Source organism: Streptomyces sp. NPDC054770, assembly GCF_053611985.1.
The window spans coordinates 1-21,791 of sequence record NZ_JBSHBL010000024.1; the positions used below are offsets into that span (position 1 = coordinate 1).

The 21,791-nt window shown below is 70.6% G+C and carries 20 protein-coding genes; 12 read left to right on the plus strand and 8 right to left on the minus strand.

Going from position 1 to position 21,791, the window contains the following annotated elements; all coding sequences use genetic code 11:
* The coding region (locus ACWGKQ_RS21660) for a DnaJ C-terminal domain-containing protein (RefSeq protein ID WP_453293563.1) at window positions 1-201 on the plus strand (201 nt) is incomplete at its 5' end.
* 127 nt (window positions 202-328) lie between these two features.
* Here the strand turns inward: ACWGKQ_RS21660 and ACWGKQ_RS21665 are convergent.
* Window positions 329-2,545, minus strand: coding sequence for a transglycosylase domain-containing protein (locus ACWGKQ_RS21665; RefSeq protein ID WP_453293564.1), 2,217 nt, complete (start codon window positions 2,543-2,545; stop codon window positions 329-331).
* Window positions 2,546-3,017: 472 nt separating this feature from the next.
* The gene (locus ACWGKQ_RS21670) at window positions 3,018-4,223 is read right to left on the minus strand and encodes a COG4705 family protein (RefSeq protein ID WP_453293565.1); all 1,206 of its coding nucleotides are present in this window, start codon (window positions 4,221-4,223) and stop codon (window positions 3,018-3,020) included.
* A gap of 161 nt (window positions 4,224-4,384) precedes the next feature.
* Here ACWGKQ_RS21670 and ACWGKQ_RS21675 point away from each other — a divergent pair, with 161 nt between their 5' ends.
* Together ACWGKQ_RS21675 and ACWGKQ_RS21680 are read left to right on the plus strand one after the other, a co-directional pair.
* Complete coding sequence (locus ACWGKQ_RS21675) at window positions 4,385-4,603, plus strand: hypothetical protein (RefSeq protein ID WP_453293566.1); 219 nt, start codon at window positions 4,385-4,387, stop codon at window positions 4,601-4,603.
* 107 nt (window positions 4,604-4,710) lie between these two features.
* Window positions 4,711-5,325 (plus strand): dihydrofolate reductase family protein, encoded by a 615-nt coding sequence (locus ACWGKQ_RS21680; RefSeq protein ID WP_453293567.1) that lies wholly within the window; start codon window positions 4,711-4,713, stop codon window positions 5,323-5,325.
* Window positions 5,326-5,358: 33 nt separating this feature from the next.
* Here ACWGKQ_RS21680 and ACWGKQ_RS21685 read toward each other — a convergent pair whose 3' ends face one another.
* The 4 genes from ACWGKQ_RS21685 to ACWGKQ_RS21700 are packed head-to-tail and all read right to left on the minus strand — an operon-like array spanning window position 5,359 to window position 11,297.
* Window positions 5,359-6,738 (minus strand): MFS transporter, encoded by a 1,380-nt coding sequence (locus tag ACWGKQ_RS21685; RefSeq protein WP_453293568.1) that lies wholly within the window; start codon window positions 6,736-6,738, stop codon window positions 5,359-5,361.
* Entirely contained in the window at window positions 6,735-7,946 is a 1,212-nt protein-coding gene (locus ACWGKQ_RS21690) for a type III PLP-dependent enzyme (protein ID WP_453293569.1), read from the minus strand. Before ACWGKQ_RS21690 ends, ACWGKQ_RS21685 begins: the two co-directional genes overlap by 4 nt.
* The gene (locus ACWGKQ_RS21695) at window positions 7,943-9,658 is read right to left on the minus strand and encodes an IucA/IucC family protein (RefSeq protein WP_453293570.1); all 1,716 of its coding nucleotides are present in this window, start codon (window positions 9,656-9,658) and stop codon (window positions 7,943-7,945) included. Before ACWGKQ_RS21695 ends, ACWGKQ_RS21690 begins: the two co-directional genes overlap by 4 nt.
* Before the next feature lie 16 nt (window positions 9,659-9,674).
* The gene (locus tag ACWGKQ_RS21700) at window positions 9,675-11,297 is read right to left on the minus strand and encodes an IucA/IucC family protein (RefSeq protein ID WP_453293571.1); all 1,623 of its coding nucleotides are present in this window, start codon (window positions 11,295-11,297) and stop codon (window positions 9,675-9,677) included.
* 596 nt (window positions 11,298-11,893) lie between these two features.
* Between ACWGKQ_RS21700 and ACWGKQ_RS21705 the strand changes: the two genes are divergently transcribed.
* From ACWGKQ_RS21705 to ACWGKQ_RS21730, 6 genes are all read left to right on the plus strand, one after another.
* The gene (locus ACWGKQ_RS21705) at window positions 11,894-12,655 is read left to right on the plus strand and encodes a response regulator transcription factor (protein ID WP_453293572.1); all 762 of its coding nucleotides are present in this window, start codon (window positions 11,894-11,896) and stop codon (window positions 12,653-12,655) included.
* Window positions 12,652-14,145: a sensor histidine kinase gene (locus tag ACWGKQ_RS21710; protein WP_453293573.1), complete on the plus strand. Its 1,494-nt coding sequence runs from the start codon at window positions 12,652-12,654 to the stop codon at window positions 14,143-14,145. Before ACWGKQ_RS21705 ends, ACWGKQ_RS21710 begins: the two co-directional genes overlap by 4 nt.
* Before the next feature lie 276 nt (window positions 14,146-14,421).
* Window positions 14,422-15,090: a DedA family protein gene (locus ACWGKQ_RS21715; RefSeq protein ID WP_453293574.1), complete on the plus strand. Its 669-nt coding sequence runs from the start codon at window positions 14,422-14,424 to the stop codon at window positions 15,088-15,090.
* Entirely contained in the window at window positions 15,087-15,692 is a 606-nt protein-coding gene (locus ACWGKQ_RS21720; protein WP_453293575.1) for a phosphatase PAP2 family protein, read from the plus strand. The genes ACWGKQ_RS21715 and ACWGKQ_RS21720 overlap by 4 nt, the downstream gene beginning before the upstream one ends.
* A 75-nt stretch (window positions 15,693-15,767) precedes the next feature.
* Entirely contained in the window at window positions 15,768-16,430 is a 663-nt protein-coding gene (locus ACWGKQ_RS21725) for a response regulator transcription factor (protein ID WP_453293576.1), read from the plus strand.
* Window positions 16,427-17,806, plus strand: a complete 1,380-nt coding sequence (locus ACWGKQ_RS21730) for a sensor histidine kinase (RefSeq protein ID WP_453293577.1) — start codon at window positions 16,427-16,429, stop codon at window positions 17,804-17,806. Before ACWGKQ_RS21725 ends, ACWGKQ_RS21730 begins: the two co-directional genes overlap by 4 nt.
* A gap of 90 nt (window positions 17,807-17,896) precedes the next feature.
* Here ACWGKQ_RS21730 and ACWGKQ_RS21735 read toward each other — a convergent pair whose 3' ends face one another.
* Together ACWGKQ_RS21735 and ACWGKQ_RS21740 are read right to left on the minus strand one after the other, a co-directional pair.
* On the minus strand, window positions 17,897-18,733 hold the full coding sequence (locus ACWGKQ_RS21735) for a COG4705 family protein (RefSeq protein WP_453293578.1): 837 nt from the start codon (window positions 18,731-18,733) through the stop codon (window positions 17,897-17,899).
* Between the two features lie 40 nt (window positions 18,734-18,773).
* Window positions 18,774-19,775, minus strand: a complete 1,002-nt coding sequence (locus ACWGKQ_RS21740; protein ID WP_453293579.1) for a hypothetical protein — start codon at window positions 19,773-19,775, stop codon at window positions 18,774-18,776.
* Window positions 19,776-19,857: 82 nt separating this feature from the next.
* Between ACWGKQ_RS21740 and ACWGKQ_RS21745 the strand changes: the two genes are divergently transcribed.
* The 3 genes from ACWGKQ_RS21745 to ACWGKQ_RS21755 all read left to right on the plus strand — a co-directional run bounded on the left by ACWGKQ_RS21745 (window position 19,858) and on the right by ACWGKQ_RS21755 (window position 21,763).
* Complete coding sequence (locus tag ACWGKQ_RS21745) at window positions 19,858-20,169, plus strand: helix-turn-helix transcriptional regulator (RefSeq protein WP_453293580.1); 312 nt, start codon at window positions 19,858-19,860, stop codon at window positions 20,167-20,169.
* Window positions 20,166-20,930 (plus strand): hypothetical protein, encoded by a 765-nt coding sequence (locus ACWGKQ_RS21750; RefSeq protein WP_453293581.1) that lies wholly within the window; start codon window positions 20,166-20,168, stop codon window positions 20,928-20,930. The genes ACWGKQ_RS21745 and ACWGKQ_RS21750 overlap by 4 nt, the downstream gene beginning before the upstream one ends.
* A gap of 86 nt (window positions 20,931-21,016) precedes the next feature.
* Entirely contained in the window at window positions 21,017-21,763 is a 747-nt protein-coding gene (locus ACWGKQ_RS21755) for a polyprenol monophosphomannose synthase (protein ID WP_453293582.1), read from the plus strand.
* Window positions 21,764-21,791 lie beyond the last annotated feature (28 nt).

Genomic DNA, 21,791 nt, shown 5'->3' on the forward strand with positions numbered 1-21,791 from the left:
CTGCAGATGCCCGGCGGCAAGCCGCTGACCGTGCGCACCCCGATCGGCGTCAAGGACGGACAGAAGATCCGACTGGCCGGCAAGGGCAAGCAGAGCCCGAACGGCGGCGATCCCGGTGACGTCCAGCCCCGTTCGACGAACTCCGCGAAGACGTACTCGAAGTGGGGGAGGCGACCGCGACGAGGCGATCGCAACCACTGACCTTGGCAGCGTCAGCCTGAACGGATCCTGAACGGCCGCCGCGTGCCTGTTCAGACCGCGTGGCGCGCGGTCTGCCGCGGCCGCCCCTTGCGCGGGAACAAGGTGCCCGAGGCCACCGTGACGCGGCTCAACGCCCTGGGCGGGTACCGGCCGGGGCCGATGAGCTGGTCGTCGGTGAGGGTGAGATGTTTCCGCCGGTTGTGCCGCCGAGCAGCCCGCCGCCGGTGCCGGCGGTGGTGCCGGTGGTGTCGGTCGGACTCGGGCTGACGCAGTGCCTCCTGTGCCGGTGGCACGGTGTGGTGGTGGGGGTCGGGGAGGCCGGTGCGGTCGGGGTGGCCGTGGGGGTGCTCTGGGGTGCGGTGGCGGAGGGGGTGGGCGAGGGTGCGCCGTATTCGTCCGTGCCCTCGCCCAGCTGGGGTGCGGGCGGGAACTGCTGGACGGGTTGTCCCTGGAGGGCGGCGGTCATGTAGCCGGTCCACACCTCGGTGGGCATGTCGGCGCCGAAGACCTTGGCGTAGCCGCCGACGCCCTGCATGGACTGCAGGCCGGCGTTCTTCGAGTCCTCCTTGAACATGCTCACCGCCGTGGTCAGCTGCGGGGTGTAGCCGATGAACCAGGCGGACTTGTAGTCGTCGGTCGTACCGGTCTTGCCGGCCACCGGGCGGCCCAGGGCCTGGGCGTTGGTGCCGGTGCCGTTCTTGACGACGCCGCGCAGGACGTCGGTGACGGTGTCGGCGGTCTCGGCGGGCATGGCCACGGTGCCCTTGGGTTTGTCGAAGCCGGGCAGCTGCTGGCCGTCGGCGACGACCTTGGTGACCGAGTACGGCTCGTGCTGGATCCCGCCGTCGTCGAAGGTGGCGTACGCGTCCGCCATGCGGATCGCCGACGGTGTGGAGGTACCGATGTAGAAGCCCGGGGTGTCGTACTGCAGGGTCGTGCGCAGGAGCCCCGCTTTCAGGGCCTCGCTCTCCACGTTGTCGTAGCCGACGTACTCGCCGAGTTGGACGTAGGGGGTGTTGACCGACTGCTCCATCGCCTTGCGCAGGGTGATGTATCCCCACTTCGTGGAGACGTCGTTGCGCTGGTGCAGGAGTCCTGTGGGGTCGTTCGAGTCCGGCAGTTCCTGGCCCTGCTGGTTCTTGATGGTGATGCCGTCGTCGCCGTTGAACTTCGAGGCGGGGGTGATCGGTGAGGCCGGCTGCCCCGGGGAGAGGACGGCGCCGTGGTCGAGGGCGGCGGCCAGGTCGATGGGTTTGAAGGTGGAGCCGACCGGCACACCGGTCGCGTCCGCGTTGTCCGTCCAGTGGCCCTTGTTCCAGCCGGCCCCGCCGTACAGCGCCACGATCGCCCCGGTGGACGGACTGATCGACGCCGCGCCGACCTGGACGTCCTTGTCGGCCGAGCGGTGCTGCGGGTCGAGGTGCCGGTGCTCCATGGCCGCGACGGACGCCGACAGCGCGTTCACCTTCTTCTTGTCGAAGGTCGTGTAGATCTGGTAGCCGCCACGCTCCAGCTGCTGGTCCGTGAGGGAGGTGTGGGCTTCGACGTACTTCGCCGCGGCCTGCATCAGGTAACCGGTCTGCCCGGACGTTCCCGCCGACGGCGCGTACGGCTTGGGCGTGGGGAACCCCTGCGCCAGGTAGCGCTGTTCCTGCGCGCCGGTGATCTCGTGGATCTTGGCCATCCGGTCCAGCACGTACTTCCAGCGTGCCTTGGCCTGGGCCTTGGCCTGCGGATCGGTGTCGGCGTGCATCAGCAGGCTCGGCTCGTTGACCGTGGCGGCGATGAATGCCCCCTGGCTGACGTTCAGCTGGAAGGCATGCACGTGGTAGTAGGTACGGGCCGCCGCTTCGATCCCGTAGGCGTCCCGGCCGTAGAAGCAGGTGTTGAGGTAGCCCTGCAGTATCTCCTGCTTGGACATCTGGCCACCGATCTTCAGGGAGATCATGATCTCCCTGAGCTTGCGGCTGACCGACTGGTCCTGGCTGAGGTAGGTGTTCTTCACGAACTGCTGGGTGATGGTGGACCCCGACTGCACCTCACCGCCCGTGGCCATGTGGTAGACGGCGCGGAGCATGCCCTGCGTGTCGACGCCCGGATCGGAGTAGAAGGTCGCGTTCTCCGCGGCGAGGAAGTCCCACTGGACCAGTTTCGGGACCTGCGCGAGATCGACGTTCTGCCGGTTGGTCGACCCCTGGGTGGCCATCACCGAGCCGTCCGACCAGTAGTAGGTGTTGCTCTGCGCCTGCGTACTGGGGTTCGCGCCGGGGATCGTCGTCGTGGCGTAGGCATAGCCGAACAGGCCCAGCACGCCGCCGACGAACAGCAGGAAGGTGCCGGACACCAGCTTCCACGAAGGCAGCCACCGCCGGACGCCGCGCCTGCCCGCCCGCGGGTAGTCGATGAGACGGCGCCGACCTGAACGTCCGGCGTCCGTACCCCGCGGGCCCCCCGCGCGGCGGGCGCGGCCGCCCCGGGCCTGGGCAGCCCTGCGTGCCGCGGCCCGGCCGCCGGCCGGCACACCGCCAGAGCCGGATGGTATGCCGGACGGTGCGGTCCTCCCCGACGATCGGCGCCGGTGTTCGCTCATTCTCGCCACTCCTCAGCCAAGGACACGGCCCCGCAATCGCCGCGAGACCGTCCACCGGGTGCCTCATGGGGGTCTGCCCTGGACACGCCGACACCCTCCCCGGAAACTCCTACAAGTCGTAAGAGTAAGTCGCACTCGCAAAAGGCAGGCAACCGCCCACCCGAAGAACGGACGCTCACTGCCCCGGCGCCTGGGATGCGTCGGGGCAGTGCGTCGTCCTGGTCGGTCAGCCGAGTGAGGTGAGGAGGGTGTTGAGTGCCTTGACCTCGGTGGCCTTGTCGGGGCTCTGGGCGCGTAGCGCCGTCAGGACCTGGTCGATCTCGCTGTCGAGGAAGTGCCAGGACTGCTCGCTCTTGGGCTCAAGGGCGGACTGGTCCTTGTCCCAGGAGGTCTCGAGGTCGGTCACTCGGGCGGTCGCGGCTGACTGGTTGCCCGCATTGAGCTTCGCCAGGGTGTCGGCGGCGATCGTGCGGAACTTCGCGATCTCAGCCGGAGGGAACGGCGACGTCGCCTGCTTCGGGGTGAGATGGGTGGTCACGGGCGCGGGGGCGTCGTCCTCGCCGGCCGCGGCCGCGTGGGGCTGGTGGTGCGCCCAGACGAGAAGCGCCGCGGTTGCGACCGCTACGACGGCGTAGTAACCGAGCATGATCCGCTCACGCGCCGGGTTCAGCGCTCGCGGGGCATGGGAGAGATCGTGGGTCTCGATGACATCGCTGCGGCTGACCGTGAGGTACACCACCGTGGCGAGGATCGCGCCCAGGAAGATCACGCTGGTCATCGCGGTGCCGAGACCCAGGCCGCCGTCGCCGCTGGGCGAGCCGAGCCAGTCGCCGAGGTTGGCACCGAGCGGGCGGGTGAGGATGTAGGCGAGCCAGAAGGAGAGCACCGCGCCCGCGCCGAGGCGCCATCCCAGGACGATCGCGACGATCAACCCGAGCGGCAGGAACACGGAGACACCCGGCGTCCAGCCGGTCAGTTCCAGGGTCCAGTCGCCGGTCGCGGTGCCGAGGGCGAAAGTGACCAGGACCGCGAGCCAGTAGAAGAGTTCACGGGGACGGGTGGTGATCGTGTGGACCGACAGGGTCCGCTCGCGGGCGTACCAGATCCCGAAGACGACGGCCAGCAGGCCGGCGAACACGCTGCTGCTCAACGCGAGGGGAACGCCCTGGCTGTCGGTGAGGATGTCGGTGTAGAGGGTGCCGGTCACACTCACCACCACGACGGTGAGCCAGTACACGAACGGGACGTAGCGCTTGGTGGTGAGCTGCCAGCCCATGACGCCCGCCAGAACCACGGTGAAGATCAATGCCGTGTTGATCAGGCCGACGCCGAGGTTCATATTGATCCAGTCGGCGAAGCTCTCACCGACCGTGGTGCACAGGATCTTGATGATCCAGAACCAGATCGTGACCTCGGGAACCTTGTTCAGCATCTGCCTGGCAGACGTCCGAAGGCCCTCGGTCGTCGTCTCTGTTGTCATGAAACCCTCGCATGGAACGAGTGACAGCACGGAGGGGCGACCCTCACGTCTGCGGGACGGTAATTATCTGGAAATGCATTGCCAAGGGTTCTAATTCTCTTGGAGGCAATACGATGGCGATGACGCCGCTGGTGGGAGCAGCCGAGGTGAAGAGACTCGATGCCGTGGTCACCAGCATGCGAGCACAGACAGCGCCCATGCCGGTCGACCGGAAAGGCTCCTATTTCCTGGCCGGCTCAGTGAAACCGTGGAGTAAATTCCAACCCTGGTCAGCAGACGTTTCATCGCTCATGCTGCCCGACTGTGCCAGCTGGAACCTGAACATATCCTGACTGCCACCGTGCGTATCACTCGCTCTACTCGGCCCTGGGGGGCATCCGGCACGCACGCGCCTGATTCTGAGCGATGAGTTCTGCGGGCGGATCGGGTCGGCCCTGGCATGACACGCATCATCGCTGACATCTCGGTCTCCCTCGACGGCTTCGTCACCGGGCCCGACCCCGGCCCGGACAACGGTCTGGGCACCGGCGGCGAGGCCCTGCACACCTGGGCGTTCTCCGACGACCCCGAGGATCACCGGATCCTGCGGGAGGGGACCGTCCGCTCGGGCGCCGTCGTCCTCGGCCGCCGCCTCTTCGACATCGTCGACGGACCGAACGGCTGGGACGGCACGACCGGCTACGGCGCCGGCGAGGTCGGCAAGCCCGCCTTCGTCGTCGTGACGAGCTCACCGCCGCAGTCGGTACGGCTCACCGACCTCGACTGGACGTTCGTCACGACCGGCCTGCGCGACGCCGTCACCGCCGCGCGCGAGCGTGCCGAGGCGGCGGCGTCGGGCAGCGGGCAGGACCTCGACGTCATCCTCATGGGCGGCGGCGCCACGGTCGGCTCGGCGCTCGACGCCGGCCTGGTCGACGTGCTGTCCCTGCACCTCGCGCCCGTCGTGCTGGGCAGTGGGACACCGCTGTTCACCGGCGCAGCGCCGCGCACGCTGGTGCAGCGGAGCGTGACCGCGACATCGACCGCGACACACCTGGTCTACGACGTCCTCTGACGACCCGAACGGTCGGTCCCGCCGTCTCCCCCTTCAGCCCGGCCACGGCCCGCTTCTGCTGCTGCTGCGGCTCCGGGACGGGCTGGTCAGGGCCTCGCCGACGGTGCCGACCGACGTGTCGCGAGCCTCGGCGAGCGGCGGACCGGCCGGGCCCGGCGCCGTCAGCCGCGGATTCGCTCGGTGCCGCTTGGCGGTCCAGGCCGTGAGAGCGAGCGCGGAGGCCGCTGAGATCACGCCGCCGAGGACCAGGGCGGAGCGGGGGCCGAGGGCGTCGGAGGCGACGCCGACGAGGGGGGCGCCGATGGGGGTGCCGCCCAGGAGCACGAGGAAGTAGACGGACAGCACACGGCCACGCAGCTGCGGGTCGACGTGCAGCTGTGTCAGGGCGTTGGCGGTCGTGGTGACGATCACCGCGGCGAGGCCGACGGGGACCAGCAGGGCCGTGAAGGTGCCGTAGCCGGGCATCAGGCCCAGCACCGCCTCCAGTACGCCGAAGGCGACCGTGGCCGTGAGCAGACGTCGTGCGGTGGGCGGTCGCTTCCCGCCGGCTGTGAGGAGCGCGCCGGCGAGGCTGCCCGCGGCGTAGGTGGCGGAGAGGCAGCCGAAGGCCGCCGCGCCGGAGTGGAAGACGGTGATGGCCACGAGGGAGATGGTGACCTGGAAGTTGAGTCCGAAGGTGCCGACGACGGCGACGAGCGTGATCGGCAGGAGGAGTTCCGGAGTGGCGGCGATGTGACGGAAGGCGTCGGACAGCCGCTTGTCGCCGGGTCGGTGTCGGCCGGGGTGGCGGGGTTCACCGGACGGGATCGTGCACAACCCGTACAGGACCGCCAGGTAGGAGACCGTGTTGATCAGGAACACCGGGCCGGTGCCGACGGCGGCCGCGGTCAGGCCCGCGGCGGCGGGACCGAGGATGCGGGCGACGTTGAACTGGGCCGAGTTGAGGCTGACCGCGGCGGCCACCTGCTCGTGGGCGACCAGTTCCGATATCAGGGCGTTGCGGGCGGGACTGTCCACGGCGGTGGCGGTGCCGAGGGCCACGGCCAGGGCGTAGACGGAGGACAGGCTCACCGTGCCCGTGACGGTCAGGACGCCGAGCAGCAGTGACTGCGCCGCCATGGTGGTCTGGGTGATCAGCAGCAGCCGGCGCCTGGGGTAGCGGTCGGCGAGGGCTCCCCCGGTGAGGCCGAACAGGGTCTGGGGCAGGAACTGCAGTGCGGTCACGATGCCGACCGCCCTGCCGCTGTTGCCGGTGAGGTGGAGGACCAGCAGGTCCTGGGCGGCTCGCTGCATCCAGGTGCCGATGTTGGAGGTCAGCTGGCCGAGCAGGTAGCGGCGGAAGGCCCGGACGGTGAGGGCGGCGATCGCCGAACCGTGTTCTCTTTCGCGTGGCGGGCGGCAGTGCATGCTCATGTCGCTCGGCCCGCGTACGCGTCCGCGACGGGCACGTCCAGGTCGTCGATGTGGTGGAAGGTCGGGTGGGGGTGCATGAGAAATGCCTGGTGGGAGATGTTCCACGCATAGGCGCCGGCCATGGCGAACGCGATCCGGTCGCCGGTCCGCAGCCGGTCGACGACGACGCGGCGGGCCAGGACGTCCTTGGGGGTGCAGAGCTGCCCGACCAGTGTCACCGGCTCGCCGTGGACTTCCGGGCGGGTCCAGGAGTGGTGCCAGGACTGGTCGGGGACGATCTCGAAGGGCTGGTCGTGCTGTTTCGCGGCCGGTGTGCGCAGGTGGTGGGTGCCGCCGCGCAGGACGGCGAACGCCTGGCTGCGGCTGCGTTTGAGGTCCAGGACCTGGGTGACGTACCAGCCGCAGTAGGCCGTGACCGAGCGGCCCGGTTCGATCCGCAGCGTGACCCGGGGGTGGCGCTCCAGCGTCCGGCGCAGCCCGACACCGAACGCGGCCCAGTCGAAGACTTCGTGGGGGCGGGCGTAGTCGACGCCCATTCCGCCACCGAGGTTGACCTCGGCGAGCGCGATCTTCTGTTGCTGCGCCCAGCGGTCCGCCCAGCCCATGACCTGGGCGACGAGGGACAGGTGAGCGCGCGCGTCGAGGCCGCTGGCCACGTGGACGTGCAGCCCGCGCAGCCGGATGCGGCCGTCGGCCGAGATGATCTCCAGGCAGCGGTCCAGCTGAGCGGGGTCCAGACCGAAAGGGCTGGGACAACCGCCCATGACCAGTGAGACCGAACGGAGCATCACCGGTACGTTGACACGCAGCAGCACGTCGACCGTGCGGTCGCCCAGCACGGTCGTCAGCGTGCGCAGTTCGTGCTCGCTCTCGACATGCAGGCGCTCCACGCCCGCGTCCAGGGCCTCGGCCAGTTCCCCCGGGGTCTTGCCGGGGCCGCCGAAGGCGATCCGCGCTTCCGGAAAGAGACCGCGGATGTGGCGGATCTCGCCGCCGGAGGCGACCTCGAACCCGTCGACGTGCCCGGCCAGGGTCTGCAGCAGGCGGGGGTCGGAGTTGGCCTTGGCCGCATACAGCAGTTCGACGCGGCGGGGCATCGCGGCCCGGACGGCACGGACGTGCTCGCGCAGGCCGGGCAGGTCGTAGAGGTAGGCGGGCAGGTCGTCGTCGGCCAACCGGCGGACGTGGTGCAGAAGTGCGGGCCTCACGGCGTCACCTCGCGGGGGAAGTCCGCGCCGAGCGGGCTGGGCAGGGGGACGTAGTGGGCGTGCCGGTCGGCCTGGCGTGACCAGCGCAGCAGGAGGTTGGCCTTGGCGGGCAGCGGGACGCCGGAGAGCAGGGCACGCAGGCGGGGCGGTGCACCGGCGGTACGGGCGTAGGCGTCGATGCGGTCACGGACCAGGCCCCACAGCGCGGGTTCCAGCGTCGGCCGAAGGTCGGCCAGGGCGCCGAGCACCTCGGCGACATGGTTGACCAGCAGGCAGTACGCGACCCGGTTCCAGCCGCGTTCGGCGTCGTAGGTCAACGGCCCGCGGACGTCCTCCGGCAGCGTGGACAGAAAGCGCTCGTGATGGCGGGGCAGGAGCTTGGTGCCCTCCAGGTCGCGGAACAGCATCTGCGCGGGCATGCCGTCCGCGCTCACGCCGACGACGACGTTCTGCAGGTGGGGTTCCAGGACGATGCCGTGTTCGAAGTACGCGGCCAGCACGGGTGGCAGCAGCAACCCGAGATACGCCTCCCACCAGGCCAGGAGGTCTCCGCTACCTCGGGTCAGCAGGTGGGAGACGTGGGCCTGGCTGGTGGGGTACTCGTCCGCGATCGCGGCGGCGAGCAGGGGTGTCACGCCCGATCGGAGGTGGGGCCGCAGGCCGGAGCGCACGATGACGCCGAAACCCTCGATCAGGTCGGTGTCGCCGCCGGCGGCGAGTGTGCGGTAGCCGGGCTCGGCGAGCACCGCGCAGCCGGGGAAGCGGTCGGCGAGCCGGGTCATGACGGGCTGGACCAGCCGGTTCAGGGCGACGGCCCCCGACAGTTCGTAACCGGCGTTCTTGCGCAGGCAGTTGGTGATGCGGACGTTCAGGCTGAACTTCAGGAAGGTGTCCGCGTCCGGCTGGTAGAGCGTGCGCACCGACGCGGTGGGCACCCATGCGGGCCCGCTGACGCCCGCGTCCACGACGGCGCCTTCTGCCATCGCCGCACACAGCCCCTCGTGCCCGCGCAGCAAACGGAACTGCCAGGGATGCACCGGGAGCGTCACGTAGTCCGGGTCCACCGGCGGAAACAGGCTGTCCAGCTCGTCCGACTCGCCCTCTTCCCGCACCAGTTCGCGGCGTACGGCCAGATGGCGCAGGCGGATACGGGCTCCGGTCTCCGGTCCGTACGCCAACCAGTCCGCCGGGTCTCCGCTGCGGGCCTTGGGGGTGGGGTGGAAGCGGTGTCCGAACACCAGCGCCTGCTCCGAAGCCAGATAGAGGTCAGGACACAGGTCCGGTTGCGGTGCCGGACGGGCCCGGTGTTCCAGGGTGGTGCGGATCGTCTCGTGGCTGTCGGCCATCTGGTCCAGGAACTCGTCGTTGGCCGTGCCGGTACGCAGTTCCAGTTCCTCCTGGACGTAGCCGGCCAGTTCCCGCCAGTCGACCGTGACCCATGCGTCGTCGTGGAGTCTTTGGACGGGGCCCTGGAAGCGGTGGGCGCCGATCATCGAGACTCGCCGAAGTCGGGCCCGCAGCAGCAGGTCCCGGTGGGGCAGGCGCAGCAGGAGGTGGTCGTGGTCGACGGTCACCTGGTGCTCGGGGGCGGACACCTCGCGGACGAGGCAGTTGAGCAGGGTGTGGGCGGTGACGGCGTCGGCGGTCTCGTCCGAGTGGCCGGTCCGCGCTGCGGTCGTGGTGGTGCTGGACGCGACGGCTGAGGTGGTCACGGGGGGCTCCAGTGCGTCAGAAGGGGCGGTGCCGGGCGAGGGGATTGGGGATCGCAACCCACTGGGCCTTGCCGGGGTCGTCGGCCAGCCGCATCGCGACGGTGGCCTTCAACGGCAGGGTGTCGCCGAAGAAGACGGCCTCGTCCCCGTGGTCCGGCAGGTCGGCGTATGCCCGGCGGCCGGCCTCGGCGACCGTCTCCCACAGCGTCCCGGGGTCGGTGGCACGGGTGCGGGCGACGACGTCGACCAGTTCGCTGAAGACGCCGCTGACCAGCGCGCCGAACAGCTTGGTGCGCAGCGCGTCCAGGTCGTCGCCCGCCCGGGTGCCGGCCAGGGGCGGCAGGGTGAATCCCCAGGAGGCCAGCCTGCGCGGGCTGATGCGGACCCCGTCCAGGTCCCGGTAGAGCACGCGGACCGGTTTCCCGTCCCGGAGGACGACCAGGGTGTTCTGGCCGTGGGCCTCCAGCGCGACTCCCATGGACAGCAGAGCCAACGCGGGCGGCAGTACCAGCGTGGCGAAGTCCCGCAGCCAGCGCACCGGATCGCCCGTCACGACGGCGGCGCCGGTCGCGTGCACCGCCGTCAGCGGGACGGCGATCTCGCCGTCGCCGAGGTGGGAGTCGGTGGACTCCCTGACCATCGCGGCCAGGCTGTCGGAGGCTCGCCCACCTACCCGGACCGCGCCGCCGCCCAGTTCACGGAGCACCCGCAGGCTCGCACCGAACCCGGCTTTGTCGACGACCGCCGAGACCAGATCCGACAGGGCCGGTCCGTCGGCCACCTCTGCCGGCGAGATGGTCCTCCGGTAGTTGGTGACCTGCACATCGAGGGCGGTCTTGATGTGATGGCCGGGCAGGTCGGCCACCGGTGCGAGGGTACGCAGCGACAGCAGCGGCCGGGCCGGGATCGTCTGCCCCGTCACGGCGAGGTCGCGGTGGCGCCTCAGTACGTGGTCCCGCTGCCAGGGGTGGACCGGGACCAGGAACGTATCGCCGTCCCGCAGCTCGGCGGGCCAGGTGCCCGCGCTCTGCCAGCGGTCGGCCGGGACGGGCAGCAGGGCCAGCTCGATCACCGGGTGGTGCTCGGGCGCGTAGGCCAGGACCTCGGCGACGGACATGCCGGTACGGGTACGGCAGCACGGGTGCTGCGGGTGGCCGTCGACCACCGCCTGCTCCGCATCGGCCGAATCCCGCAGCCTGCCGGGCCCATCGGCCGAATCCCGCGCACCGCCGGGCCCTTCGGGATTCGCGGCGCGGGCCAGCGCGAGGTTGACGACGCTGTTGTCCAGCTCGGCGGCGAGCCGCCCTACGGCCGATCCGGACAGCCCCAGCCGGGCGAGGAGTTGCGCCGGCCCGCGAACCGGCCCCGCGGGCCCCGACACGGTGAAGTCCTCGGGCGGCCGGGCGAACCGCTGGGCGCAGGCGTCGGGCGCCGTGAGCCGATCACCGTTCCGCACCGTGACGACCAGCGTGTCCGCCTCGTGCCGCCGGGCGGTCACGCCGGGCAGCGGCTCCCGCGCGAGAGCGCCCCACAGCCGCCCCAGGACGGTGGCCCGCGCTCCGGGGAAGGCTGCCGCGAACGGCTCCACCAGATCCGGGCGCACCCGCCGCAGTTCGCCGATCGTCCTCTCGTCGGGCATCGCATCGCTTCTTCCCTGCGGGAAGGGAGGACTCATGGACATGTGGGGGCTACCTGAGGGCATGGCGGATTCCCGGAAGTCGAGTGGTTTTTCCAGCACGCGGTGCACCTGGCTCAGACCGCACGTCGGACACTACGGGAAGGCGTGTAAGCGCTGATCAAACAGAAATACAGGCAGTTCCCGGAAACCCTGCGGCGAATACCCCGCAGTGCCCGAAGACCAGGGCCGTGCATGAATTTTCCCGCGGACTTCGACGGACGAACGACCAGGCCCCCAGTACGCAGCAGCCATGCCTGTCACATCGCAAGTCGCAGGTCATGGGCCACTCCTGCCTGCCTGCGACACGCACCTCCGCCCCGTCACAGCGAGCCTGCCGTCCTGTTTCCTAACCATTTCCTAACCGTGAGCTGGCAGCACACTGGATGTCCCGGAAAAGACCTCGTCCGCGAGTGCGCCATCCGGCTGCATTCCGCCCGTTCCCATCGATGACCGTGTGCGTGCCGCCGTCACATGGGAAACCCGAGGGGTCACTGATACGAGGGAATGGTGCGGCGGTTGTACAACGCGGTACGGCCGCTGTTTGTGAGCCTGTCGCCATGCATCTGCTGCTGATCGAGGACGACGACCGGGTGGCCGGGCCCCTGCTGGAGGGGCTGGGCCGTTTCGGGTTCACCGTGGAACACGCGCGCACCGGTGCCGACGGCCTGTCCGCCGCGGAGCCGGCGATGGTGCTCCTGGACCTGGGGCTCCCCGACATGGACGGCATCGACGTGTGCCGGGAGCTACGAGCCCGCTCCCCGGTCCCGATCATCATGATCACCGCGCGGGACTCCGAGACCGACCGGGTGCTCGGTCTGGAGCTGGGCGCGGACGACTACGTGTCGAAGCCGTTCGGCGTCCGGGAGTTGGTGGCGCGGATCCGGGCGGTGGCCCGCCGGACCCGGGCCGTGCCCGGCGACGCGGGCGATACGGTCACCGGAGCCTCCGGCAGCCGGGACCTGGCCGGTGCGGCCGGCGCCCAGCGGATCGGCCCGCTCAGCGTCGACCGCCGGACCCGTCGGGTCCACGTGGGCCGGGTGCCGATCGCCCTGGCTCCCAAGGAGTTCTCCCTGCTCGTCTGCCTCGCCGAGGATCCCGGAGCCGTCTTCTCACGCCAGCAGATCCTCGACACGGTATGGGAGCCGGACTATTTCGGTCCCACGAAGACCCTCGATGTGCACATCGCCGCCCTGCGCCGCAAACTCGGGGACCCCGCCTGGATCGAGAACATCCGCGGCATCGGGTTCCGTCTTGTTCCGCCCACCGGCCCGGATACGTCCCCGATGGCACCGGATCAGCCGCGCAGAGGCGCCCGATGACCCGCCGTCTGCTGCTCAGCTACCTCAGCCTCATGGCTCTCGTCCTGCTGGCCCTGGAGGTTCCGTTCGGCTTCGTCTACGCCCGCAACGAGCTGAACCGCTTCTCCCACACCGCGGAGCTGGGCGCGGTGACGCTCGCCTCCGTGTGCGAGGAGAAACTCGAGCACGGGCGGGCGTCGGACCTGCCGGAGTTCGCCCGCGACTACGCCCGACGCACCGGCAGCAGTGTGGTCATCACCGACCGGGGTGGCACGGTCCTCGCCGACTCCGCCGACGCCACCGCCGTGGGCAGCAACCTCTCCTCCCAGTCGGACATCGCCACCGCCCTCCACGACCGGCCCGCCACCGGGATCCGCGACGACCTCGTCCCGGGCGTCAAGGTCCTGTTCGCGACCGTGCCGGGCGGGTCCGGCGACGCTGTCCCGTGCGCCGTCCGGACCCTCTACCCGCTGGCCCCGATCGCCGAGAAGGTGCATGCCACCTGGGTCGCGCTCGGCGTCGTCGGCCTGGGCGTGCTGGCGGTGGTCGCGCTGATCGGTTTCGCGCTCGCCCGCTGGATCACCCGCCCGCTCCGGGCTCTGGAGCGGGCCACGACGCAACTTGCCGACGGCCGCCTGACCGACCCTCCGGCCACCGACCGCGGGCCGCCCGAACTACGCCGGGTGACGGCCTCGTTCACCCGCACGGCAACCCGGCTCCAGCACCTGCTGCATGCCCAGCAAGCCTTCGCCTCCGAGGCGTCGCACCAGCTCAAGACCCCTCTGACCTCGCTGCGCCTGCGTCTGGAGAACTTCGAACCCCACCTCGCCGCCTGCGCCCAGGACAGTCTCGGCGACGCGATCGACGAAGTCGCCCGCCTCAGCCGCATGGTCCAGGGGCTGCTCGCCCTCGCCCGGCTGGAGAACTCGGCGACCACCCCGGAGATCGTGGACCTCGACGCCGTCGTCGCCGACCGCGCCGCCATCTGGACGGCGTTCGCCGGCGATCAGCGCGTCGGCATCGCGGTGGGCGGCCCGAAAGCCGGCCAGGTGTGGGCGGTCGCGGGCGCACTCGAACAGATCCTCGACAATCTGCTGTCCAATGCCCTGAACGTCTCCCCGCCCGGCAGCACCATCACCCTGGCGACCACCACCACGACGACAGAAGACGGTTGCACGGTCGAACTACATGTGATCGACGAGGGCCCTGGCATGACCGAAACCGACCGGCAACGGGCCTTCGACCGCTTCTGGCGTGCCGCCGACGCCCACCACGACGGCACCGGCCTGGGCCTTTCCATGGTTCAGCGGCTCACCCAGGCCGGCGGCGGGGACGTCTCCCTGAACGCGGCGCCGGGCGGCGGCCTGGACGCCGTCGTCAAGCTGCGGCCCGCGCCGGCAGTCCGCGCCCGGATCCATTCCGCGGCCCACCGCAGGATCCCACCGCTGCGCACCAACGGAGCGACAGGCAACCGGCCGATCACCGAGACCGTCTCGGGCGGAGACCCGTGATTGCCGGTAACGCGGCCACGGAGAGGCTCGTGCGGGGCACGTCCCCCGACGCCCCGGCACGCCAGCGCGACGAACTCGCGCCGACGCCGGCCGACCGCGTGACCACGGATGGCCCGGTCACACCGGGGAGCAGGACATTCACCCTGCCGGTGGCAGTGCTTCAGATCACTGATCGCCGTTAGGCCCCGCAGGAACGCTCCTCGCTCGCCGTTCGTCTACAGTTCACGGAGCATCCGTCTACAAGACTGTAGTCATTCTCAGAAAGGCCCGCGGCCTATGACCACACCCCTGCACCTCGCCTCGCAACTGGCCGTCAACGTCCTGGACGCCCGGTCGCTGCTGGCCGCGTTCGGCGTCCTGGGGGTGGGTGTGGTGATGTTCGCGGAGACGGGGCTGCTGGTCGGGTTCTTCCTTCCCGGGGACTCGCTGCTGTTCACGGCGGGTCTGCTGGGCGCGGGCCCGGCCGGCCAGGCCGTCCACCTCTCGCTGGGGCCGTTGCTGGTCGCGGCAGCCTTCGGAGCTCTGGCCGGTGCGCAGTGCGGCTACCTGCTCGGCCGGAAGGCCGGCGGGGCGCTCCTCGCGCGCAGCCGCTCCACGCGGCTGCGGGAGGGGGCACAGCGGGCGGAGGAACTGCTGGAGCGCTACGGATACGCGAAGGCCGTCGTCCTGGCCCGCTTCGTGCCGGTGGTCCGTACGGTGCTCAATCCGATGGCGGGCGCGCTCGGCGTGCCGGTCCGGACGTTCACCGTGTGGCAGGTGGCCGGCGGGCTGGTGTGGAGTCTCGGCCTGACGCTCGCCGGTTACGCACTCGGCTCCTCGATCCCGAACGTCGACCGCTACCTGCTGCCGCTGGTCGCGTTGATCGTCGTCGTGTCACTGATCCCCCTGCTGGTCGAGCTCCTTCGCTCCCGCCGTGCCGCCGGTGCGTCTCAGGAGCGCGCATGACCTCGGCCTTCGACGGGTCCTCGATCGACGGATCCGGCTACCTCGACGTGGTGCGTCTGGCCCAGCACTCGCCGGGCTGGCTGGACGACCTGGTGCTGTTCTGGTCGACGTACGGACTCGCGTTCTTCGCCGTCCTCGCTGCGGTCGGCTGGTGGCGGGCCCGGCGGACAGGACCCGCGGCCGCGATGGAGGCGCTGGCGGTACCGGCGGTCGTCGTCGCCGCGTACGGTGTCGACTCCGTGCTGAAGCTGGTGGTGCGTGAGGACCGCCCGTGCCAGAGCCTGCACGTGAGAGTACTGGAGGCGTGCCCGGCACCCGGCGACTGGTCCTTCCCCAGCAACCACGCGGCGATCGCGGCCGCCGCCGCGGCGGCGCTGCTGTTCGTGTCACGGCGACTGGGTGCGATCGGGGCAGCGGCCGCCCTGGTCATGGCCGTCGCACGGGTCTGGGTCGGCGCGCACTACCCGCACGACATCGTCGCCGGGCTCGCCGTCGGCGCCCTCACCGGACTGTCGCTGATGACGGTCGTGCGCGGACGGTCGGAAGCCCTGGCCCGGTGGATCGCATCCGGACGACTGCGCCCCCTGCTCGTTGCCCACTGATGCCCGTTGCCCCCTGAACCAATCGACCGTCGCAGGGCCCAGGCCGCCGCGTCGCCGAGGAGTCGCCGGAAGATCATGCGCAAGAAGATCCTGGTCGTCGAGGACGACAACGCTCTGCGCGATGTGCTGCGCCGTGGCCTGGCCGAGGACGGCTTCGACCCCGTCCTCGCCGCCGACGGCGCGACAGCCCTGCGGCTGGCCACCACCGACTGCGCGGCAGCGGTTCTGGACATCGGGCTGCCCGACGCCGACGGCCGGGACGTGTGCCAGGCCATACGCGCCAACGGCTTCGTCGCTCCCGTGATCTTCCTGACCGCCCGGCACGGGCTCACGGACCGGCTGTCCGGCTTCTCCGCAGGCGGCGACGACTACCTGCCCAAGCCCTTCCACCTCGCCGAGCTCACCGCACGCCTGCGAGCGGCCCTCAGACGAGCCGCGCCGGCTCCGACAGCCACGGCCGGGGACCTTGTCCTGGACCCGGTCGGGCACACCGTCACCGTGCGCGGGGATCGCGTCGCGCTGACTCCGACCGAGTTCCGGCTGCTCGCGGCGCTCGGCACCGCGGCAGGCTCCACCGTGCCCCGCCGCGAGCTGATCAGGGCGGCCTGGCCCGAAGGCGCGCGCGTGAGCGACAACACCCTGGACCAGTATCTGACGCGGCTGCGTCGCAAGCTGCGCGAGGCCGGGAGCACGGTGACGATCGGCACGGCACGAGGGATCGGACACCACCTGTCATGACGTTCGACCGTGTCCTTCGCCGTCCGGCGCCCCGCACCCTGCGCGGCCGGCTCTCTCTCGTGGCACTGACCACCGCCGCCCTGTTGATCACCGTCCTGACCGTGGCGTTCAACGTGGTGATGGACCGGCATCTGCAGCATCAGGCCGACGACGAACTGCGCACCCGGGCCGCCGCCGTCGCCACGACCGTCGACACGAGCGGCCCCCGGGTGCGCGTTCTGGAGACCTCCAACGACGGTCTCCTCGATGCGAACGTGTGGATCTACTCGGGCACCCGACTGCTCGAACACCCTCCGTCGGCCACGGCCGGCGGACGGCTGACGCAGACCGCGGACCGGCTGGCCGCACGGCGCGGGCCGGCCTGCACGACCACCCGGGCCCACGACCGGCCCGTCCGGCTCTGCTCCCGGCCCCTGACCGGCCGTCACGCCACCGCGACGGTCGTCACCGCCCTGGACCTCGGCCCCTACCGCAGTTCGGCCAAGACCCTGCTGCTGGCATCTCTGGTCCTGGACGCGGTCATGCTCGCATGCACCTATGTGCTCACGCGTCTCGCGGTCGGCCGGGCACTGCGCCCGGTACGGACGATGACCGACCAGGCCACCCAGTGGAGTGCGGTGGGCTCCGACGAGCGCTTCGGCGCCGAGGAACACCCGGCCGAGCTGGCCCGCCTGGGCGCCTCCCTGGACGAGCTCCTGGACCGCATCCGCACCGTGCTGCGCCACGAACGACAGCTCACCGGCGAGCTGTCCCACGAACTGCGCACCCCCCTCACCCGGATCGTCATGGAACTCGACTGGTGGCAGGGCCGCTCCCGCTCGGAAGCCGAGACCCGCGCCACCCACGAAGTGATCGCCGAGGCCACCCGGTCCATGCGCACGATCTGCGACACGCTCCTGACCGACGCCCGTGACAACGCCCTGAACCCGCCCACGGCCCCCGGAACGACCGACGTCCTTCCCGTGCTGGATCGGATGATCCAGGGTCTCGACACCCCGGGCCAGGTGAAGGCCACGGTCGAGAGCGAGACCGAGGTCCTGGAGGCAGGGGTGGCGCCCGCTCTCCTCGAACGCATCGTCAGTCCCCTTCTGACCAACGCCGCCCGTTACGCCCGCTCCACCGTGACCGTGTCCACGCAGCGCGTCCAGGGCGCCGTGCGGATCGACGTCGTCGACGACGGTCCCGGCGTGCCGGAGGGATTCACCGGCGAACTGTTCCAGCCCGGCAGACGTGCCGACGACGGCGACGGCCATGACGGCGCGGGCCTCGGGCTGCCGCTCGCGCGACGCCTCGCCCGGGCCGTCGGCGGCGACGTCTCACACGACCCCGCGCACCACCCGGGTGCACGGTTCACGGTCAGCCTGCCTGCCGGATGACCACCAGAGCGGACGGGCGGCGCGTCGCGTCCTGGGCGCCAGTTTCCCCCGTGGTCCGATCGATGCGTCGGACCGTCGGGGAGTCGCAGGTCAGACGGCGGATACCGCTGCGCGCTCCGGTTCTGTGACGTCCCTGCGGGTGGCGGCCAGGTAGACGACCAGACCGAGGATGACCGCCAGGAACGCGGCGCTGGTCACGACGGTGCCGAGGCCCAGGCCGCCGTCGCGGGTGGGCTGGGAGAGGTAGTCGCCGATGGAGGCGCCGAGGGGGCGGGTGAGGATGTAGGCGATCCAGAAGCTCCACACCGCGTCCAGGCCCAGCGCGAAGTGTGCGATGGCCACGGCGGCGATGGTCGCCGCGAACAGCAGGGCGGACAGCCAGTACCCGAGGTCCAGGCGCTCGGACACCAGGTCACCGGCAGCGGTGCCGAGGGCGAAGGTGAACAACACCGCCAGCCAGTAGAAGGACTCGCGGCTGATGGTGTCGATGTGATGGACGGACAGGGTTCGCTCGCGCCGGTACCAGACCACGAACACGACCGCGAGGACGATCGCGAAGACGGTGGTGCTGGTCTCCAGCGGGACGCCCATGTTGTCGGTGAGGTTGTCGCTGATCAGTGTGCCGACGACGCTGATCAGGGCGACGGCCGTCCAGTACACGCCCGCCCGGTAGGCGCTCGTGCGGAACTGGACCACCAGGACGACGGCCAGCAGGACGCTCATCAGCGCCGAGACACCGGTCAGCCCGAGGCCGGCCCTCTCGTTCAGCAGGTCGGCGGCGGTCTCGCCGACCGTCGTACACAGGACCTTGATGATCCAGAAGTAGACGGTGAGTTCGGGCACCTTGTTCCAGCGCGGGCGCCGACCCGAAGCGGCTGACTGGCCGGCCTCCGGAACCACCTGGCTCTCAGACGTTTCGTAGGTCACGCTGCCCGACGATGCCAGCCCGTTCCTGAACACATCCTGACTACCGCCGCGCATCACCCGCCCTGCGGCGGCCCGATCGGGAGGGGTCGTGCGGGAAGCACGCGAGCAGGAGAGCTGCCGTGACCACGGACATGGCCGGACCGGCGCCGAGCGTGAGGGAAGCCACGGCCGGAACGGACGTCAGTGATCCTGTCCCGAACACCGGCCACAGTGCGTCACGGAACGCCGTCGCCGCACTGATCGCGACGCATCCGGCCACCACCGACACCTCGGTGATGCGACGGGTCCGGGTGCGCGGCGGCCGGGCGATGAATCCGGCGACCGCGTTGCTGATCACGCAGAACGCGAGATCGGAGGTCGCCGCGACGATCAGAAACCAGGCGATGAGCAGCGGATCCGTCCAGCCTTCGCCGACGGCCTGTGCACCGGTGACGGCCGCCGCGGCCAGCGTGCTCAGCGTGACGAACACGGTCATCGCGCGACGGCGTACCCAGGCTGCGGCAGCCGGACCGGCCCAGCGCCGCAGTACGGGAATCCGCCGGCAGACGAAGAGGGCGTCGCCGAGCCAGTCGTAGCGCCACCTGCCGGACGGGCCCCGCCGGCGCCGCCATCGCACGAGCAGCACCGCTGACACCGCGGTGAGTATCGAAGTGGCGGCCAGCCCGGTGACCAGCACTGATGGCCAGGCCCCCGACACCGGGGCCGGCACCTCGGCGATGACCGCGGCCCACTCGGACGCCACAGTGAGCCCGACCAGCGCGGTCATCGCTGCCACGGCACGCACGGTCTGCCGCGCCCGGTCCGCACCGCCTGGCGCCTGCCACGCGAACAGCCGCAACACGATCACCAAGGCGAGCATGGGCACCGTGAACCGGGTCAGGGAGACCACCACGTCATACGGATCGTCCTGCCAGGGGCTGACCGCCCTGACCGTCTTGTCCTGCGTCGCCAGCAGGGTCAACGCCTCGAAGACTCCGGCCGTGCCGAGACTCACCAGAACCACGGCCGACGTGGCCCGGCCGTTCTCCTCCGCATGTTCCATGGGGCGCCATAGTACGCGTCTCGTACTACGTGACAAGTAGTATCACGCCTCGTAGTATGCGGATCTGGAGGCAAGGAGACCCATGCACAGCAACGACGCCCAGATGCTCGTGCTCACCGTCCTCGCGGACGGCCCTCTGCACGGATACGCCATCAACACCGCGATCGAAGAGCTCACGGGCCGCAAACTCGGCCCCGGCAGTCTCTACGGAGCGCTGTCCCGGCTGGAGGCACGCGAGCTGATCCGGCCTGCGGACGAGGCGGCCGAGACCCAGGAACGCCACCGCACCATGCAGATCACCGACGCGGGCCGCGACCAACTGCGCACCGAACTCCAGCAGATGGCCCGCATCTCCGCAGCCGGCCTGCGCGCGCTCGGGATCACCCCGGCATGAACGCGGCCGCACTCCTGACCCGCCTGTACCCACCGGCCATTCGCGAGCGATGGGGCGACGACATCAGCCACGAGGTGTCCGCATCGGGCATCCGCTCATGGCCCGACACGCTTGTGGGGGCCGCGCGGCTCTGGCTCCACCCCGGCGACTGGCCCGAGACGGCGACCGGCCAGACCCGCCGCGTCCTGACCGTCGCACTGTTCGCGCTCACCGCGAACACCGGGCTGCTGCTGCGCTCGGCCGAGCCCTCCACCGCCCTGACGGCCGACATCCGTCAGCCCGCCACCAGCCTCTGGCTCGCCCCCCTCCTGCTCGGCATCGCCCTCGCCGCGCCGCTTCCCCCGCTTCGAGGCGAAGCCCTCCGCCGCCTGACCGCCGCGGCGGTCCGCATCCTGGCGGCCCCTGCCGCCGCGGTCGCGGCCCTGTGCCTGATCGCATGGAGCGGCATGACCGACCACCTCACCGGCTTCGCCGACGCCGCCGCGGTCCTCTACTACTGGCTCACGCTCGGATTCGTCGCGCTGCGCCTGTGCACCGTCGTCGCCCGCGTCACCCGGACCGCTCCCCTGCCGTCCACACGTCGGCTGTCCGTGGCCTTGCTGCACATCGGGACGGCACTGGCCCTCGCGGCAGGCCAGAACCTCTTCGCCGTCCTCCGGACCGTCCCTCGCCCGGGCTCCCTCACCGAGACCCTGGCGCTGGGCCTCCTGGCCGCCGCGGCCATCAGCGCCGGCCACGACCTGCGGCGCAGGAGGGCATAGCCCCAGCAGGAACGCAAGGGTGCTGTTCGACCGCCGGGCGACCGGCACCGCTGATCCTTTCCTACCCCCTCCCGAGGAAATCGCCGATGGCTGTCTCGTCCCCGAAGGTTGTTGTCGTCGTACCGACCTACAACGAGAGCGACAACCTGCCCGTCCTCGCCGGCCTGCTCGCGGACCTGCCGGTGCCCAACCTGCATCTGCTCGTGGTCGACGACAACTCACCCGACGGCACGGGGGAAGTCGCCGACAGCCTGGCAGCCGAGTCGCCGGACAGTGTGGGCGTGCTGCACCGCACCGCGAAGGACGGGCTAGGCCGCGCCTACCTCGCCGGAATGACCCGTGCGCTGGATGAAGGCGCCGACGTCGTGCTCCAGATGGACGCCGATCTCTCCCACCCGGCCTCGGTGATCCCTGCCATGGTCGACACCCTGCTGACGAGGAACGCCGCCGTCGTCATCGGCTCCCGCTACGTGGCCGGCGGCTCGACCGCCACCGAATGGCCGTGGCACCGCAAGGCCCTGTCGGCCTGGGCCAACTGGTACGTCAACGCCATCCTGCGCCTGGGTGTGAAGGACTCCACCGCAGGATTCAAGGCATGGCGAGCCGAGGCACTGCGCGCGATCGACCTGCCGTCGGTCCACAGCAACGGGTACTCCTTCCAGGTCGAGATGAACCACCGCACCGTCAAGCGCGGGCTGACCATCCTCGAAGTACCGATCCAGTTCGAAGAACGAGCGAAAGGAACCTCGAAGATGAGCCTCCATGTACAGCTCGAATCCGCACTCACCCCGTGGCAGCTGCGCTTCGGCAGGCAGGACCGCCACCGCCTGTGAGCGGTTTTCTGCCTACGACGGCGAAGGG